The sequence below is a fragment of the Rhodopila sp. genome, from assembly GCF_965276935.1.
In the GTDB taxonomy this organism is placed as follows: Bacteria; Pseudomonadota; Alphaproteobacteria; order Acetobacterales; family Acetobacteraceae; genus Rhodopila.
This window is the reverse complement of sequence record NZ_CBDIBS010000004.1, coordinates 989,571-1,005,965: the sequence shown is the minus strand read 5'-3', so window position 1 is coordinate 1,005,965 and position 16,395 is coordinate 989,571. Positions and strand designations below refer to the sequence as shown.

General features: G+C 62.3%; 12 protein-coding genes. 4 read left to right on the top strand and 8 right to left on the bottom strand.

What is annotated here, in order from left to right:
* The first annotated feature begins 82 nt into the window (after nt 1–82).
* Nucleotides 83–1,612 carry an amidase gene (locus tag ACQY4S_RS20870; protein ID WP_428487120.1) on the top strand — a complete coding sequence of 510 codons (1,530 nt, stop codon included), beginning with the start codon at nt 83–85 and terminating at the stop codon, nt 1,610–1,612.
* A 1,515-nt stretch (nt 1,613–3,127) separates the two neighbouring features.
* Here the strand turns inward: ACQY4S_RS20870 and ACQY4S_RS20865 are convergent.
* From ACQY4S_RS20865 to ACQY4S_RS20855, 3 genes are all read right to left on the bottom strand, one after another.
* Nucleotides 3,128–4,266 (bottom strand): IS3 family transposase gene (locus ACQY4S_RS20865; RefSeq protein WP_428483442.1). Its coding sequence is split into 2 segments (ribosomal slippage): nt 3,128–4,008 and nt 4,008–4,266, totalling 1,140 coding nucleotides; the frame shifts between segments, so codons are not numbered across the junction.
* Between the two features lie 169 nt (nt 4,267–4,435).
* Nucleotides 4,436–5,374, bottom strand: coding sequence for a lactate/malate family dehydrogenase (locus ACQY4S_RS20860; RefSeq protein ID WP_428487119.1), 939 nt, complete (start codon nt 5,372–5,374; stop codon nt 4,436–4,438).
* 244 nt (nt 5,375–5,618) lie between these two features.
* Complete coding sequence (locus ACQY4S_RS20855) at nt 5,619–5,786, bottom strand: hypothetical protein (protein WP_428487118.1); 168 nt, start codon at nt 5,784–5,786, stop codon at nt 5,619–5,621.
* Nucleotides 5,787–6,220: 434 nt separating this feature from the next.
* Here ACQY4S_RS20855 and ACQY4S_RS20850 point away from each other — a divergent pair, with 434 nt between their 5' ends.
* Nucleotides 6,221–7,537: an MFS transporter gene (locus tag ACQY4S_RS20850; RefSeq protein ID WP_428487117.1), complete on the top strand. Its 1,317-nt coding sequence runs from the start codon at nt 6,221–6,223 to the stop codon at nt 7,535–7,537.
* 21 nt (nt 7,538–7,558) lie between these two features.
* Here the strand turns inward: ACQY4S_RS20850 and ACQY4S_RS20845 are convergent, their stop codons facing one another.
* The gene (locus ACQY4S_RS20845; protein ID WP_428487116.1) at nt 7,559–8,323 is read right to left on the bottom strand and encodes an SDR family NAD(P)-dependent oxidoreductase; all 765 of its coding nucleotides are present in this window, start codon (nt 8,321–8,323) and stop codon (nt 7,559–7,561) included.
* A gap of 268 nt (nt 8,324–8,591) precedes the next feature.
* Between ACQY4S_RS20845 and ACQY4S_RS20840 the strand changes: the two genes are divergently transcribed.
* Together ACQY4S_RS20840 and ACQY4S_RS20835 are read left to right on the top strand one after the other, a co-directional pair.
* Nucleotides 8,592–10,346, top strand: a complete 1,755-nt coding sequence (locus tag ACQY4S_RS20840) for a hydantoinase B/oxoprolinase family protein (RefSeq protein WP_428487115.1) — start codon at nt 8,592–8,594, stop codon at nt 10,344–10,346.
* The gene (locus ACQY4S_RS20835) at nt 10,333–12,369 is read left to right on the top strand and encodes a hydantoinase/oxoprolinase family protein (protein WP_428487114.1); all 2,037 of its coding nucleotides are present in this window, start codon (nt 10,333–10,335) and stop codon (nt 12,367–12,369) included. The genes ACQY4S_RS20840 and ACQY4S_RS20835 overlap by 14 nt, the downstream gene beginning before the upstream one ends.
* Before the next feature lie 108 nt (nt 12,370–12,477).
* Here ACQY4S_RS20835 and ACQY4S_RS20830 read toward each other — a convergent pair whose 3' ends face one another.
* The 4 genes from ACQY4S_RS20830 to sdhA are packed head-to-tail and all read right to left on the bottom strand — an operon-like array spanning nt 12,478 to nt 16,392.
* The gene (locus ACQY4S_RS20830) at nt 12,478–13,176 is read right to left on the bottom strand and encodes a glutathione S-transferase family protein (protein WP_428487113.1); all 699 of its coding nucleotides are present in this window, start codon (nt 13,174–13,176) and stop codon (nt 12,478–12,480) included.
* 58 nt (nt 13,177–13,234) lie between these two features.
* Nucleotides 13,235–14,017, bottom strand: coding sequence for a succinate dehydrogenase iron-sulfur subunit (locus tag ACQY4S_RS20825; RefSeq protein WP_428487112.1), 783 nt, complete (start codon nt 14,015–14,017; stop codon nt 13,235–13,237).
* Nucleotides 14,018–14,019: 2 nt separating this feature from the next.
* Entirely contained in the window at nt 14,020–14,565 is a 546-nt protein-coding gene (locus ACQY4S_RS20820) for a GIY-YIG nuclease family protein (protein WP_428487111.1), read from the bottom strand.
* Nucleotides 14,566–14,580: 15 nt separating this feature from the next.
* Entirely contained in the window at nt 14,581–16,392 is a 1,812-nt protein-coding gene (gene sdhA / locus ACQY4S_RS20815) for a succinate dehydrogenase flavoprotein subunit (RefSeq protein ID WP_428487110.1), read from the bottom strand.
* Between the last annotated feature and the right edge of the window lie 3 nt (nt 16,393–16,395).

The following is a 16,395-nucleotide window of genomic DNA, read 5'->3' as shown; positions in this document are numbered from 1 at the left end:
GCCTGTCCTTTTCGCGCCGCCGTGGTCCCGGTCCGAAGCGGTGCGGTTCGATAAGCAACCCTGATTGAAGGAATGTGATGCGATGACAACCGAGACCGTCAAGATCCCCACCCTCGACCAACTCCGCGACGTCGCCGACTCGCTTGGTTTCACAATGGGCGACATCGAACTGTCGGCGCATCTGGAATGCCTGCTGCCGGGCTTCGCCGCATACAACGTCGTTGATCGGATGCCCGACGAGATGCCCGTGGTGACCTATCCGCGCACGCCGGGACGCCGTCCCTCCGCCGAGGAGAATCCATACGGCGCCTGGTACGTAAAGACGACGGTGGAAGGTGCTACCAGCGGCAAGCTGAAGGGCAAGACTGTTGCGATCAAGGACAACATCTGTCTGGCCGGCGTGCCGATGATGAATGGCGCCTCCACGCTGGAGGGTTACGTGCCGGATCTGGACGCCACCGTGGTGCAGCGCATCCTGGATGCCGGCGGCACCATCCTCGGCAAGAGCGTCTGCGAGTATTTCTGCTTCTCCGGCGGCAGCCACACCAGTTCGACCGGGCCGGTGCACAATCCGCACCGGCATGGTTATTCGGCTGGCGGATCCTCCTCCGGCAGTGCCGCGCTGGTGGCGGCCGGCGAGGTGGCGATGGCGATGGGTGGCGACCAGGGCGGCTCCATCCGCATGCCTGCATCCTTCTGCGGCATCTACGGCATGAAACCGACGCACGGCCTGGTGCCCTATACCGGCATCATGCCGATCGAGCTGACCATCGACCATACAGGTCCGATGACGGCCACGGTGGAGGACAATGCCCTGCTGCTGGAAGTGCTCGCCGGGCCGGACGGGCTTGATCCCCGCCAGTATGGCGGCCAGAGCATGCCATATCGCGAGGCGCTGGGGCAGGGCGTGCAGGGAATGCGCATTGGTGTAGTGGAGGAAGGGTTCGGCCATCCCCAGTCCATGCCGCAATCGGACGCGGTGGTACGGGAGGCGGCGGACCGGCTGCGCGGCTTGGGCGCGGCGGTTGAGACGGTATCGATTCCGATGCACCGCAACGGGCTGGCGATCTGGCTGCCGATCGCCGCCGAGGGTGCCACCGTGCAGATGATGCTGGGCAATGGGTTCGGCTTTAACTGGCAGGGCCAGTACGTCGTCTCCTTGCTAGACGCACACTCGGCTTGGCGGGAGCGCGCGGACGAACTGTCGGACAGCTTGAAAAACACCATGCTGCTGGGTCAGTACATGACCACGCACCATCGCGGCCGTTACTATGCCAAGGCGCAGAACCTGGTACGTCAGCTGCAGCGCGCATACAATCAGGCGCTGTCGCGCTACGACCTGCTGCTGATGCCGACTCTGCCGATGACCGCGACGCCATTGCCCGCCGCCAATGCTCCGGTAACAGAGATCATCCAGCGCGCGTTCGAGATCCTGCCGAACACGGCGCCCTTCGATTGCAGCCACCATCCGGCCATGAGCCTACCTTGCGGGATGGTCGATGGCCTGCCGGTCGGCATGATGCTGATCGGCAAGTTCCATGATGAGATGGCGATCTATCGCGCCGCCGGTGCCTTCGAGCGTGGCGTGGACTGGAAGGCAATCACCGGCTGAGAGCCGCCGCGGACTGGCCGCGACACGGAAATTGGACGCGGCCATTGCAAGGAGTATGGATGCAAGGTTCCAATTCATCGGCGTGCGGAAAAGTCTACTGCCGAAACGCCAGATTATCATGCGCTCCGGCTAGACCCAATTATGCAACCTTCGGGGCTGGCTATCCGCCGCATCAGGAGAGGATAATTCTCATGAAGACGCTCGTTCTTGCCGCCTTCCTAACCCTGAGCTTGGGTACCGGGGCCGCAAATGTTCATATGTCAGCGTATCAGCCGCCAACGCAGAACTACCATCAAAACAACTGGATGGCTGGAGGCAGCGACTAGAGCGGTCTCAGATCAGGTCGCTCCGCCTTGAACCCGTTATGGCAGGGCTTGTCCTGGCCATTTTTGCTATGGCTGGGGGCGGATGGCCGGAACGGGTTTGGAAACGTCCAGCCCTGACGAATTGATGCACTGTGGCCGAAATCGACTTAACTACTTACCGGCCGGTGACATTAAACCATGATCGTTTGAGGTTGCATTGTCGCCAGCGTCCAATCATGGTTTAATTATTTGATTTGACTGTGTGATTAACACGCTCCGATAGATCAACGTAAAGCAATTGAATACCAAGGATATTGCATGCACCCGCTGTGGTATGCAGTCCGTCGGTCGTATTCAGAAACCACCTGGTACAACCCCTGCTCCCGCCTCCCACAAGGGGTCGGCCGCGAAGTTGCGATTTGCGGTTGCATCATAATGTGGCTCCACTGGAGCCCACACGTGAACGTTTACATCACCGATCGTGAAAAGCGTTGTCGATTGTCCAGCACTTTCCGCATAACCAGCCACCGCGGATGAACCTGTTATCGCCTGGCTGACAGACGGAACCTCCGCGTTCTGCGCTCGGGCAGTAACAGACGTCGCCGCCACCAGGACAGATACACCAAGTGCCACATGCGCTATAGCATTCATTGCCGTTCTCCTTGCTTAGTCGAGTCGAATGACTGGCGCTGAACCTCGAGACCATTGATCTCGACTGTCAGCCACCAGCTTTCAGCCGTGATATAGGGCTGCGGAGTGCCAAACCGAGTCACGTGATGGTGCATACGGCACCGAGCCGATCGTCAGATTTTGCCAGACCGTCGCTGGAGACTTCGCCACCCAATGTCCCGGTCGTTGCGCGGTGGTGGGCTTTGACTCTGACCATATGTCTGAAACCAGGATTCGTCATAACGGGAGATTAGATCAGCATGGTTAGCAAACGGTTAAGGCGACTTTTCTGTGACGCCGGGTGGCTCACTTCAATAATTCTTGCGCCGCTGCCGCCCGAAGCCGTGACTCAACAAAGTCGACGAGATCATGAAGGTGCCGCCATCGGAGTCGATCAGAGATGGTCGGCTTCGTCGCTACAGCATTTCGCCTCCGTTAAGTGGATCTCCTGCCTGTTGGTTACGTAAGGTACTGCTGTCAGGTCGCCTCGCAGGGAGGGCGTAGCCTGATCGGAGAGGCGACCCGACAGCAGCGGCAAAATTCATGCGGCTGCCACGTGTGGCGGCAGGTGGGTGAAGTAGGCTTGGTCCGGCGTCCGGGCGTCAAGGCTCGAGTGCGGTCGTTTGCAGTTGAAGAAATCCAGATATACCCCGATCAGGCGCCGCGCTTCGGCGACGGTTTCATAGGCCCGCAGATAGACCTCCTCGTACTTCACCGACCGCCACAGCCGCTCGACAAATACGTTGTCTCGCCACGCACCACGACCGTCCATGCTGATGGCGATCCCGTTCTCCAGCAGCAGCCCGGTGAACGCGGCACTGGTGAACTGGCTGCCTTGATCGGTGTTGAAAATGTCCGGTTTTCCCTGCCGCGCCAGCGCTTCCTCGACGGTCTCGAGGCAGAAATCAACCTCCATGGTGACCGACACCCGCCACGCCAGAACCCGCCGGCTAAACCAGTCAACCACCGCCGCCAGATAGACAAAGCCTTTCGCCATCGGAATGTAGGTGATGTCCATCGACCACACCTGGTTGGGCCGGTCAACCGGCAGGCCGCGCAAAAGATATGGGTAAATCTTGTGTCCTGGACACGGCTTTGACGTGTTCGGCCGACGGTAGATCGCCTCAATACACATTCGGCGCATCATCGTCCGCACCATCTCGCGGCCAATGATCACCCCCTCCCCGCGTAGCAGATCGCGCAGCATCCGGCTGCCCGCGAACGGGTAGTCCAGGTGCAGCGCATCAATCCGCCGCATGATGACAAGCTCGCCCTCGGGCACCGGCTGCGGGTCGTAGTACAGGCTGCTGCGGCTCAATCGCAGCAACGCCGCCTGCCGCCCCAGCGGCAACTCGTGCGTCCGGTCAATCATCGCTTTGCGCTCCGCAGGCCGGCCTTGCTGAGCGCACCGGACAAAAAATCGTTCTCCAGCGTCAGCTCTCCGATCTTGGCGTGGAGTGTCTTGACGTCGATGACAGGTGCCGGTTCGGATGCTCCGCCGCCCGAACCAAACAGGCCCGAGGCTGCCTCCAGCAGGTGTCCCTTCCAGGCAGTGATCTGGTTCGGATGCACCTCAAACTGTTGCGCCAACTCGGCCAGCGTCTTCTCGCCCTTGATCGCGGCCAGCGCCACCTTGGCCTTGAAGGCCGCAGCGTGGGTCCGGCGTGTTCGCTTCGTCATATTCGCTCCTGATCCGCGGCATCCTCGCCGCTCTCAGGCAGAAGTTCCACTTAGCAGACTGTCCGAATTTAGCCGACCACCTCTATCAGCAGTGCGTGCTACCGCGGTAGCGACCGTCATCAATCAGAACCAAAGTACGCGAAAACGATCTGGACTCATGTCCGACAACCTAAGTCTTCGAAAGTCGCTCTCCAGCCTTCTTCAACGCCGCCACACTGTGATCAAGTAGACCACGCTCTTCCTCCGACAACGAGGGCGGATAGAATTCGCGCAGGCCGCGGCGACCAATCACGCCAGGCAGGGACAGGGTGAGGCCGTAGTCCTTGCTGAAGCCGCCAATCGGGACGGCCAGGCCCTCGTCGCGAGTCACCGCCTCGGCAATCCGGGCGCAGATAATGCCGATCCCATACTGGCTTGCCTCGTTGCCCTCGATGATCGCGATGTTCGCGTAGCGCACCTCCTCCTCCACACTTTTGCGGAAGTCCGCCGCGTCCTCTCCGCGCTGCCGCAGCAGCTCGGAAAGCGGGACGCCGGCGATACGGGCACTTGACCAGACAAAAACTTCCGAGGTGCCGTGCTCGCCCAGAATCTGCGCCTCGACCGTGTCGGGGCTGACATCAAGCTTGCAGGCGATATGGGTGCGGAAGCGCAGGCTGTCGAGCCAGGTGCCGGTGCTCAGCACGGCGTCGTGGCCTGCCAGCGCGCGCGTCAAGTCGGCCAGTGGATCGGGCGGATCCGTCACCACCAGCAGCACCGCGTCGGGCGCGGCCCGCACCACCTGCGGGACGATATCGCGATAGACCTCGACGTTCTTGTCGAGCAGCTTGAGCCGGCCTTCCGGATCGCCACGATCGGTGGCGCCACCCGCTTTCTCGTTCGCCCCCACGGTGACCATCACTAGGCCGGCGCCGGCCAGATCACCGTATTCGCCCTCGGTCACATTGACGCGCGGTCCCAGCGGCACACCGTACCGGATATCGGTTGCCACCGCCTTCGCCCGTTTGGCGGTGCGATCCACCACGACAATCTCTCGCGCGCTGCCGCGCAGCACCAGTGCCATGACACACGCCGCGCCCACGCCGCCAGCCCCAACCACGCCTACTTTCATCTCCACCTCCATGCGCTACCACCACTGCAACGCCACCGGTTCGCTAGGTTCGCTCAACAGCGCGCGACAAGACCGCCTTCACTGCTCATGTTCCCATCTTATCCCTTGGCTGGCGCTAGCCGGCGCCTTGCACGGCGCAACCTGGCACTCGGTGCTGCCTGGGGCGACCGCGCCGACCACGCCCGTGCGAACAGCAAAAAGGCCGGAATCAACCCGGCCTCAATGCAATCCGTCAGAAACCGGATTAGCCGCCGCCGCCTCCCATCCAGGTCCCGCCCGGTCCGTTGCCGGTGTTGTCATAGGGACCCTGATACGTGGTGTGCGGACTGCTGAAGATGGCAGCATTTGCCGCCGGCGCGACCGCTGCTGTCAGAGTCATGGCAGCAAAAGCGGCGAGGATCATGGTCTTCATGGTATGTCTCCATCTCTAGTCGGGCGAGATGTCCGGCTTTGATGAACCTTTAAGTAGTATTGCCCGGATCCGATTATAATTGCGATTGGTGGCATTGGATTCATGCGAAAAACGATGAAGTTGGGGGTCACAGTCCCTGTTCATCGCGCTCGGCCCGCGCGATCTGCCACTGCGCATAAGCAGAGCCGACGAGTTGAAGCCAAAGCTGGCAGTGGTGGCGCATTAGTATGCGGGTACGGCCGGCCGCGGCCTCAGGAGTGGCACTCAGTATCAGCCGGCGTTGAGAATGCCGCCTCACTCGGTATCTCGACCGTAGCCCGTACCAGTAATCCTGGCACGAAATTCGCCTCGATCTTTTTGATACAAGTTCATGTGTCTATACCAACGTGGATCATTGAACTTTCACCGACGACCGCCGTCGCAAGGAGACCAGCATGAGCCAGAGCGCAGAACTGAACCTCGCGATGCCAGACGGCAGAGCAGAGGGCATGCTCCGGCGCGCGATTTTATCCTGCGCCGTCGGGCAGGTTTTCGAGATATACGACTTTGTCATCTACGGCTTCATGGCAAGCGCCATCGCGCACGCGTTCTTTCCGGCCTTCGATCCCGTTGCGGCATTGCTGAGTACCTTCGCAACTCTGGCAGTCGGCTTTCTGTTCCGCCCGCTGGGTGCCATCGTCATCGGCTCCTTTGGCGACCGGTTTGGCCGGCGGCGGGCGCTGGTGGTGACCATCGGCATGATGGCCATTGCCACCGGGCTGATCGGCTTGATCCCGGGCTACGCGACGATCGGCATCGCCGCGCCGATCATCCTGGTAGTCTGCCGTGCCTTTCAGGGCTTCTCGACCGGCGGCGAGTGGGGCGGTGCGGCGACTTTTCTGGTCGAGTATGCGGAACCCCGGCAGCGGGGCTTCATCAGCAGCTTCCAGCAGTCAGGCACCGCCCTCGGCCTGCTGCTCGGCACTTTTACCGCGGCGCTGCTGACCTATTTTCTCCCCATCGAGAGTTTTCAAGCCTGGGGATGGCGCATTCCCTTTCTCATCGGCTTCGTTCTCGGTCCGATTGGCCATTACCTGCGCACGCATGTCGCGGAGACACCCGTCTTTACCCGCACGGTCGCCACCGAAGCGGTCGTGCGCTCACCGTTGCGGGAAGCCTTCGCCACCGAACGCGGACCGATGTTTATCGCCTTCAGCATCAGCATCTGCCCTTGCGTGTTGTATTGGATGTTCCTGGTCTACCTGCCGACCTTCGCGCAGCAACAGCTTCATCTCGCTGCCTCGGCCACACTTTTCTCCACCACGACCGCCGGCCTGATCTATCTTTTCCTGACTCCGTTCATTGGCGCGTTGTCGGATCGGATTGGTCGTAAGCCGCTGCTTTATGTATCGGTGCTCGGTACGGCGGTGCTGGGCTATCCGCTGTTCTCCCTGCTGGTATCCTGGCATTCGATCGGCGGACTGCTTCTGGTTCAGGCCGTGGCCACATTCCTGCTGACGTGCAACTCCGGTGTGGCCTGCGCCGTGTTGTCGGAGATCTTTCCAACCAGGGTCCGCTATACGGCGCTGTCGGTCAGCTACGCTCTGTCCGTTGCGATCTTCGGCGGATTTGCTCCGCTGATCGCAACCGCGCTGATCCGCATGACCAGCGACTCACTGGCGCCTGCATATTATGTCGTCGCCGCCGGCGCGGCCAGCCTTATCGCCACGTTCCTCGTGCAGGAGCGCGCCAGGAAACCGCTTCTCGAGTAGTTCTAACCGGATTTTGGTTTTCTATATGCCGCCCGACCGCTGCAAGGGTCTGCCAGTCAGGAAGCCGCCATCCACCGGCAACACAACGCCATTGATGAAGGCGGCGCCGTCCGACAGCAGGAATGCCACCGTCGCGGCAATGTCAGGCGGCTGCCCGGTGCGGCCGAGCGGGATCATCGGCAAGAAGTTGGCCTTGTATTCGGGGTTGACCCGGTTGCCCTCGACCTCGATCAGGCCCGGCGCCACGGCGTTGACGCGAATCCCATGCGGGCCCCATTCCTGCGCCATGCTCCGGGTTAGCATCGCGACGCCGGCCTTGGATGCGCTGTTGTGACCGGCGCCGATACGGGCGGAAAAAGCAGCGGTGGACGCGAGATTGACAATCGCTCCACCGCCGCCAGCCGCTATTCGCTGACGTACGAAGCGTTGGGCGCAGAGGAACGTGCCCTTGAGGTTGGTATCGATCACCGCGTCCCACGTCGCCTCGGGCATGTCGAGCAGCGTGTTGTCCGGGTATATGCCCGCGTTGTTGACCAAAGCCGTCGCCAATCCGATGGCTTTCTCCGCCGCCGTGAAAGCTGCCTTGATCGCCGTGGCATCCCGCACATCGAGCGAAAGCCCCAGCGCGCGACCATCCTTTGCCGTGATGGCGGCCGCGGTGGCCTCAGCCGCGGACCCATCGACATCGGTTGCCGCCACCGCCATTCCGGCTGCCGCCAGTGTCAAGGCGATCTCGCGCCCAAGGCCGCGGCCGGCGCCTGTGACAATGATCGTTCCCTGCTGCATGACTTTCTCCCTCAGGCTGACTGTGGTTCCGGTCTTGACATCACACCAGCATCATATGCTTGGTGGACGCCTCCGACTGCGTCACCACGTATGCCCACACATAAGCAGACACCATGACTTCCAAACGCCGCATCGCCGCCGTCCTGGTTCTGCCGGAAGATCTCGTCAACAGCATCCCCGGATCGCGAGCATCACCGATGCTCGCGACGGCAATAGGCAAACCGGCAAATATCACGGTCCGGTGTGGCCGGATCAGGACTCCCACGCCATGATCTGCGATCCCGTCACGCTGGAGATCATTCGTGGCGCCACGCGCGCCGCGCAGGCGGAGATGGAGGCGCTGCTCGAACGCACCGCCATCAGCGCCTTCATTCGCGAGAAAAAGGATTTCTATACCGCAGTGTTCGACTCTGCCGGGCGACTGGCCGTCGGTTCCAATGTTCCGGTCTTTGGTGACGTCACCGCGCCCGTCCTGGCGGCTTTTCCAATCGAGACGATGCAGCCGGGCGACCTCTACTGGTTCAACGACTGTTATGGTTCCCAGGGCGCCGTGTCGCACAGCAATGACCAGGTGTTCCTTGCCCCGGTCTTCCACGCCGGCGAGCTATGCGCCTTTGTGATGGGCTGGGCGCACTTCGCCGACATTGGCGGCCTGCGGCCTGGATCGATCAGCCCCGACACAACGGACATATTTCAGGAAGGCATCATCATCCCGCCAACGAAGCTCGCGACCGCCGGCATACTGAACGAAGCCGTGCTGACGATCTTTCATCGAAACTCGCGCTTTCCGGAGCAAAGCCTCGGCGACACGCGGGCGCTGATGGCCAGCGTTGATGTCGGTGTCCGTCGCATGGCGGAGATCTTGCAACGCTTTGGCGGCGCGGTGGTGGCCGATGCGCTGCACCAGTTGCTCGCCCGCACGGAGGCCCTGGTGCGTGAGCGGCTGCGTGAGACCTTCGCGCCCGGGACGCATGAATTCACCGATGTGGTCGATGCGGACGGGCACGGCAATGGCCCGTTCCATCTGCGCCTGGCGATGACCCGCACGACGGATGACCGCTTTATCCTGGACACCACCAGGACCGACGACCAGGCGGCGGGTCCGGTGAACTACCTGATGAACCCGCAGATGCCCGGCACCGCGCTCGGACTGTTCTTCCTGGGTGGCGACGCCTCCCAAGTCTGCAATGCCGGTGGCGCGCAGGCGATTGACGAGGTACGGCTGCGCGAAGGCTCCCTGCTTGCGCCGCGTTTCCCCGCGCCACTCGGCTTGCGCGGCGTGACGATGATGCGGATGCTGGCGGCGCTCAATGGGCTGGTGAACGTGGCCGGCGGCAGCGCACCCGCCTCGCATTCCGCCTACGTCATCATTTTGCTGCGCGGCATGGTGCGGGGACATGGCTTCCTGATGTCGGACGGCGTCGGTGTCGGCTATGGCGCGCGGCCGGATTCGGACGGGATCGACGCGGTCTATTTCGTCGCGCAGGAGAACTATCCGGTCGAGTTCCTGGAGCTGAACTATCCGGTGCGGCTGCTGAAATACGGCATCAACCGGGACAGCGGCGGATCGGGATTGTATCGCGGCGGCTGCGGCCTGCTGCGCGAATACGAGGTGCTGGCGGACAGCGCGATGCTGTCGATGCGCATTGATGGCGTGGATCATCCATCCTGGGGCGTCGCGGGCGGGAAATCCGGCGGCAGCGGCCGCGCCACCGTCAACCCGGGCACACCGAAACAGCGCAGGCTTGTCGCGCTGTCGGACCGCAACATCCTGCACCGCGGCGACGTATTGAGGTTGGAGACCGGCGGCGGCGGCGGCCACGGCCATCCGTTCGACCGCCCGCCGGAGCGGGTGCTGGACGACGTGCTGGACGGCTTCGTCTCCACCACCGCGGCGCTTGAGCAGTATGGCGTCGTCATCAGGGACGGATCGGTCGATGCCGCGGCGACCCTCGCCCGCCGAACGTCTCGGCCACCGGCAAAGGCGTTCCATCGGGGGACGTATGTCGATGTCCTCGACTGAGCAAAACCTTGTCGTCGCGGTGGACGTCGGCGGCACCTTCACCGACATTACCCTGACTGACATCGCCAGCGGCCGCATCACGCGTGCCAAGACGCCAAGCACGCCGCACGACCCGTCGGAGGCGTTCCTGACCGGCTTGCATCTCGCGCTGTCGGCAGCCGACGCCAGGCCCTCGGCGATCGGCCGCGTGTTGCATGGCACGACCGTCGCGACCAATTTGATCCTGGAGGGCAAGGGCGCCCACACCGTGCTGATTACCACGCGCGGCTTTCGACATGTGCTGGAGATTGGCCGCCAGGACATCCCGCGCGCTGCCAACCTCTACGTCTGGATCAAGCCGCCGCGGCCGGTGCCGCCGCGCCGGGTGCTGGAGGTAACCGAGCGGATCGCCGCGGACGGCAGCATCATGTGCCCGCTGGACGAGGCCGATGTGCAGGATGTGGCGGAGACGTGTCGTCGGTGCGGCGCCGAAGCGGTAGCGATCTGCTTGCTACATTCGTTCGCCAATCCAGCCCATGAAAGGCGGGTGGCTGCCTTGCTGCGGGCTGCTTTACCGGATGTCGCGGTGACTGCCTCGGTTGATGTGCTGCCCGTTGTCCGGGAATATGAACGCAGCGTAGCGACGATCCTGAACGCGCGGATCATGCCAGCTGTGTCGACCTATGTCGAGCGCCTGGAACAGCGGCTGGTGGCGGCCGGTATCTCGGCGCCGCTCCTGCTGATGCAGTCCAATGGCGGCGTGGCTGGCGCGGCGGCGATCCGGCGCGCTCCGGCGGTCACCGCCCTGTCAGGGCCGGCGGCCGGTGTGGTTGGCGCCCGCGACGTGGCCGCGGCAGCCGGCTTCGGCAACCTGATCACCGTCGACATCGGCGGCACCAGCGCCGACATCTGCCTGATGCGCAACGGGCGGATTGAATTGACGCACCGGGGCAGGGTGGGCAACTGGCCGCTGCCGTTGCCGATGGTGGACATGGTCACCATCGGCGCCGGCGGCGGCTCATTGGCACAGATCGAGCATGGCGCGCTTCTGGTCGGTCCCATCAGCGCCGGCGCCCGTCCTGGGCCGGCCTGCTACGGCCAGGGCGGCGAACGGCCGACGGTGACCGATGCGCATGTCGTCCTCGGCCATCTGCCCACAAGCCTGCTGGGCGGCGGCATGACGCTCGATTTCGAACTGGCCCGCAAGGCAATCCTGGCGCATGTGGCCGAACCGCTTGGGCTGTCGCTCCACGCCGCGGCGCGTGGTATTTTGGCAATCGCGGACAGCAACATGATCGGCGCTATCCGGGTCGTCTCGGTGGAGCGTGGGCATGATCCGCGCGGCTTCGCCCTGGTGGCATTCGGCGGTGCGGGACCGCTACATGGGTGCGCGCTGGCGGAGATGCTTGACATCACCATTGTGCTCGTGCCTTCCGCGCCCGGTGTGCTGTGCGCGGAAGGCCTGCTCGCCGCCCACCTTCGAGCGGAGTTCAGCCGGTCGGTGATCCAATCGGCGACGTTGGGAGAGGACGGTTTGACCGAGACCTTTAACGCGCTGCAGGCAGATGCGCAGGCCTGGCTTGATGAGGAAGCGGTGCCCCAGGAGGCACGCCGCACCGCACAGACCGCGCTGATGTGCTACGAGGGCCAGGGATCAGAACTGCCGGTCGCCTGGGCTGGCGACATTCTGGCGACTGCCGCGGCTTTCGAACAGGCGCACCAGACGCTGTATGGATTTACCCTCGATACGGCGGTTCGGTTGATTACCATACGGGTGGAGGCGGAGGGCGTGCTGCACCCACCTGTCCATCCGCTCTTGCCAGTGGGACGAGGCGCCCGCCCAAATGGGCAGACCCAAGTTCATTTCAATGAGGGTAGTTTGCGAACGGATCTTTATGACCGTGCCCGAATGGGCGCCGGAGATCAGTGCGACGGCCCGGCCATTGTAACTCAGCTTGACGCGACGACGCTGCTACGACCGGGCTGGTCAGGCACGATGCACGAAACCGGCGTGCTGGTGCTGCAACGCTCAATATCACACTGATCTTCGCCGGCTGGCGCCGTGGTTAGCACCGGTTAGCCATCACATCCGTCGTTTGCCGCACCATGCCTGATCCGCGGCAGTCGATTGCTGACGCGACGTGCAGCAGCTTTACCGAGCCGCAAACTGAGTCTTCCCGAACATGACCTCTCGTTCCTCGTCCGTCATCTGGCCGCGACGCTGGCTTTCCGACAGCACCTCGACGCCGCGCTGAACGGCGGGACGCGCCGCCACCAGATCGTGCCAGCGCTTCACATTCGGATACGCGGCCAAGTCAATGTTTCGCCGCTCGGGATTGCGAATCCAGGGGAAGTTGATGATGTCCGCCATGGAATACTCGGGACCCGCCAGATAGTCCGCTTCGGCCAGGCGCTTTTCGAGCACACGGTGCAGACGCGCGACCTCATTCGTATAGCGCTGGATCGCGTAGGGGATTTTCTCCGTCGCATAGTTGGCGAAGTGGTTGTACTGGCCGAACATCGGCCCGGTGCCGCCCATCTGGAACATCATCCATTGCAGACAGGCATAGCGTCCGGGGGGGTCTGAGGGGATCAGCTTGCCGCCGGTCTTTTCCGACAGGTAGATCAAGATCGCGGCGGACTCGAATAGCTGCAGCGGCTTGCCGCCGGGTCCATCAGGATCAACGATGGCGGGTATGCGATGGTTTGGCGTGATCGAAAGGAAGTCCGGCTTGAACTGGTCGCCCTTGCCGATGTTGATCGGGACGACCTTGTAGGGAAGCCCCAGTTCCTCCAACGCGATATGCACCTTGTGGCCGTTCGGCGTGGGCCACGTCCAGACCTCGATCATGTTTCCCTCCGTTCGCGACAGTGATGTCGTCCACGGTCCTCCGAATGATCGCCGCCGTCTAGCCCTGGCGTTCGACAATCAACTGCTTGATCGCGCCGATCGCCTTCGCCGGGTTCAGCCCCTTGGGGCACGTGTCGGTGCAATTCATAATCGTGTGGCAGCGGTAGAGCTTGAAGGGATCTTCGAGCTCGTCCAGCCGTGTGCCGGTGGCCTCGTCGCGGGAATCGGCAATCCAGCGATAGGCTTGCAGCAGTACGGCCGGCCCTAGGTAGCGGTCGCCGTTCCACCAGTAGCTAGGACATGCGGTGGAGCAGCAGAAGCACAGGATGCACTCCCACATGCCGTCCAGCTTGGCGCGCTCTTCCTTGCTCTGCAGCCGCTCGCCATCCGGCGGAGCGGGTGTGTCCGCCTTCATCCAGGGTTGCACCGAGCGGTATTGCGCGTAGATCTGCGACAGGTCGGGCACCAGGTCCTTTACCACCGGCATATGCGGCAGCGGGTTGATCTTGACCGCGCCCTTCACTTCCTCAATCGGCTTCAGGCAGGCCAGCGTGTTGCCGCCGTCGATGTTCATGGCGCAGGAACCACAGATGCCTTCGCGGCAGGAGCGGCGAAAAGTCAGCGTCGGGTCGATCTCGTTCTTGATCTTTATCAGTGCGTCCAGGACCATCGGACCACAGGCGTCCAGATCGACTTCATAAGTGTCGGTGCGGGGATTTTTCCCGTCATCCGGGCTCCAGCGATAGATGTTAAACGCCCGCACGCGCTTGGCGCCAGCCGGAGCCTTGAAGGTCTGGCCCGGCCCGATGCGGCTGTTAAGCGGGAGATTGAAAGCGACCATGTTCAGCCCCTAGATTCGTTTAGATGCACCCAAAGCTCCCGCAATATTTGCTGCTCAGTGGGGCCAAGAGCATCTCTATCTCGATACTGCAAATACTGATCAACGTCCTGCCCAAATGGTCCCCCTTGACGGTTTAAGGGAGGCTCTGCGGCATAAATTAAAATTGCCTCAAGCTGATTCATCATCACATCGAAGGTATCAGGTGGAACGTTTGCCGCAAGAACAGCCAAGTCGTCTTCCAAATTAGGCGACCTAACCCATCTAAACCCAAACCATGAAAACTGGTTCCAGCGACCCGCTAAGTGATCTCGTCGGTGTTGGGCTAAACGAGCTCTTAGTCGATTATTTCCTACTCCAGTCTGGCCGACATAGACTAACTTATAGTCGGCATACAAAACGTAGGTCCCTACTTGCTGGCTAAAATCAACGGTCCGTTGAGCATTACCAGCTGTAAATCCTTTGATATGTCCAACGTTGCCAGCTCCAACCTGACCCCAATATACATTCTCCGCTTTCCAGAATAGGCCATAATTTTTAATCAGCGGCATAACTGCCTCCTGACTTCAATATACCCGCTTCCGCGGCGGGAACACCGAGACCTCGTTCGTCATCGTCTGCATCCTGACCGGACGATAATCCAGCTTCACATCGCCCTTGTCGTCGCACCACGCCAAGGAGTGCTTCATCCAATTCTCGTCGTCGCGGTCCGGATAATCGTCGTGCGCATGTGCCCCCCGGCTTTCCAGCCGAGCCTCGGCTGCGACCATGGTTGTCATGGCGCTGCCCATCAGATTGTGCAGTTCCAACGCCTCGACAAGATCGCTGTTCCAGATCAGGCTGCGATCGGATACCGACATGTCGGTCATGCCGCTCCAGACCTTTTTCATTTTCTCGACACCCTCCGTCAGGCTCCTGGAGGCCCGGAACACGGCGGCATGGCCCTGCATCGAGCGCTGCATCGCCATCCGGAGTTCGGCGACCTTGGTGCCGCCGCGGGCGTAGCGGGTGCGATCAAATCGGTCCAAAGTGGCCTCGCCGGCTTTTGGCGGCAGGGATGGCTGGTCGGCATTCGGCCGAAGCTTCTCTGATGCCCGATGCGCCGCGGCCCGTCCGAATACCACCAGATCGAGCAGCGAATTGGTGCCGAGACGATTGGCGCCGTGCACCGACACGCAGGCCGCCTCACCCACCGCCATCAGGCCCTGGATCACAGCATCGGGGTTGCTTCTGGTCGGGCGCAGGACTTCCGTATGCACATTCGTAGGAATGCCGCCCATGTTGTAGTGCACTGTCGGTAACACCGGGATCGACTCCTTGGTCACATCGACGCCGGCGAAGACTTTCGCGGTTTCCGAAATACCTGGCAGGCGCTCATGCAGCAATTCGGCACCCAGGTGCTCCAGGTGCAGCATGATGTGATCCTTGGCCGGTCCGCAGCCGCGTCCCTCGTTGATTTCCATTGTCATGGAGCGGGACACGACGTCACGGCTCGCCAGATCCTTGGCGGTGGGGGCGTAGCGCTCCATGAAGCGTTCCCCCTCCGCATTGGTCAGGTAGCCGCCTTCGCCACGAGCGCCTTCCGTGATCAGGCAGCCGGCGGGGAAGATGCCGGTGGGGTGGAACTGGACGAATTCCATGTCTTGGCACGGCAGGCCGGCCCGCAGCACCATGCCGTTGCCATCACCAGTGCAGGTGTGGGCGGAGGTGCAGGACAAGTAGGCACGCCCGTAGCCACCCGTCGCCATGACGACCGTCTGCGCCCGGAAGCGATGGATCGACCCATCTTCCAAATTCCAGGCCATCACGCCGCGGCAGACGCCTTCCTGATCCATGATCAGGTCGAGCGCGAAATACTCGATGAAGAACTCGACGTCGTGCTTCAGGCTTTGCTGATACAGCGTGTGCAGGATGGCGTGGCCGGTACGATCGGCGGCGGCGCAGGCGCGCATCGCCGGCTCCTTGCCGTAGTCCTTCATATGGCCGCCGAACGGACGCTGGTAGATACGTCCATCTTCCGTCCGACTGAATGGCACGCCGTAGTGTTCCAGCTCATAGACCGCCGGGATCGCTTCGCGGCACATGTATTCGATGGCGTCCTGGTCACCCAGCCAGTCCGACCCCTTAACGGTGTCGTACATGTGCCAGCGCCAGTCGTCTTCCCCCATGTTGCCCAGCGCCGCGCCAATGCCGCCCTGCGCCGCCACGGTATGGCTGCGGGTCGGAAACACTTTGGTGATGCAAGCCGTCTTCAGCCCGGAGGCACCCATGCCGAACGTCGCACGCAAGCCGGATCCGCCGGCACCGACCACGACCACGTCGTAGGTATGGTCCACTATGTTATAAGCGCGCGACGAGGGCATCGTGATCGCGTTCATCAG

Bases quoted from the DNA above. Each gene is read 5' to 3' on its own strand.
- ACQY4S_RS20835 (WP_428487114.1), top strand. From the start codon at position 10,333: ATGTCCTCGACTGAGCAAAACCTTGTCGTCGCGGTGGACGTCGGCGGC.
- ACQY4S_RS20825 (WP_428487112.1), bottom strand. From the start codon at position 14,017: ATGGTCGCTTTCAATCTCCCGCTTAACAGCCGCATCGGGCCGGGCCAG.
- ACQY4S_RS20855 (WP_428487118.1), bottom strand. From the start codon at position 5,786: ATGAAGACCATGATCCTCGCCGCTTTTGCTGCCATGACTCTGACAGCA.
- ACQY4S_RS20870 (WP_428487120.1), top strand. From the start codon at position 83: ATGACAACCGAGACCGTCAAGATCCCCACCCTCGACCAACTCCGCGAC.
- ACQY4S_RS20840 (WP_428487115.1), top strand. From the start codon at position 8,592: ATGATCTGCGATCCCGTCACGCTGGAGATCATTCGTGGCGCCACGCGC.
- ACQY4S_RS20845 (WP_428487116.1), bottom strand. From the start codon at position 8,323: ATGCAGCAGGGAACGATCATTGTCACAGGCGCCGGCCGCGGCCTTGGG.
- ACQY4S_RS20850 (WP_428487117.1), top strand. From the start codon at position 6,221: ATGAGCCAGAGCGCAGAACTGAACCTCGCGATGCCAGACGGCAGAGCA.
- ACQY4S_RS20830 (WP_428487113.1), bottom strand. From the start codon at position 13,176: ATGATCGAGGTCTGGACGTGGCCCACGCCGAACGGCCACAAGGTGCAT.
- ACQY4S_RS20860 (WP_428487119.1), bottom strand. From the start codon at position 5,374: ATGAAAGTAGGCGTGGTTGGGGCTGGCGGCGTGGGCGCGGCGTGTGTC.
- sdhA (WP_428487110.1), bottom strand. From the start codon at position 16,392: ATGAACGCGATCACGATGCCCTCGTCGCGCGCTTATAACATAGTGGAC.
- ACQY4S_RS20820 (WP_428487111.1), bottom strand. From the start codon at position 14,565: ATGCCGCTGATTAAAAATTATGGCCTATTCTGGAAAGCGGAGAATGTA.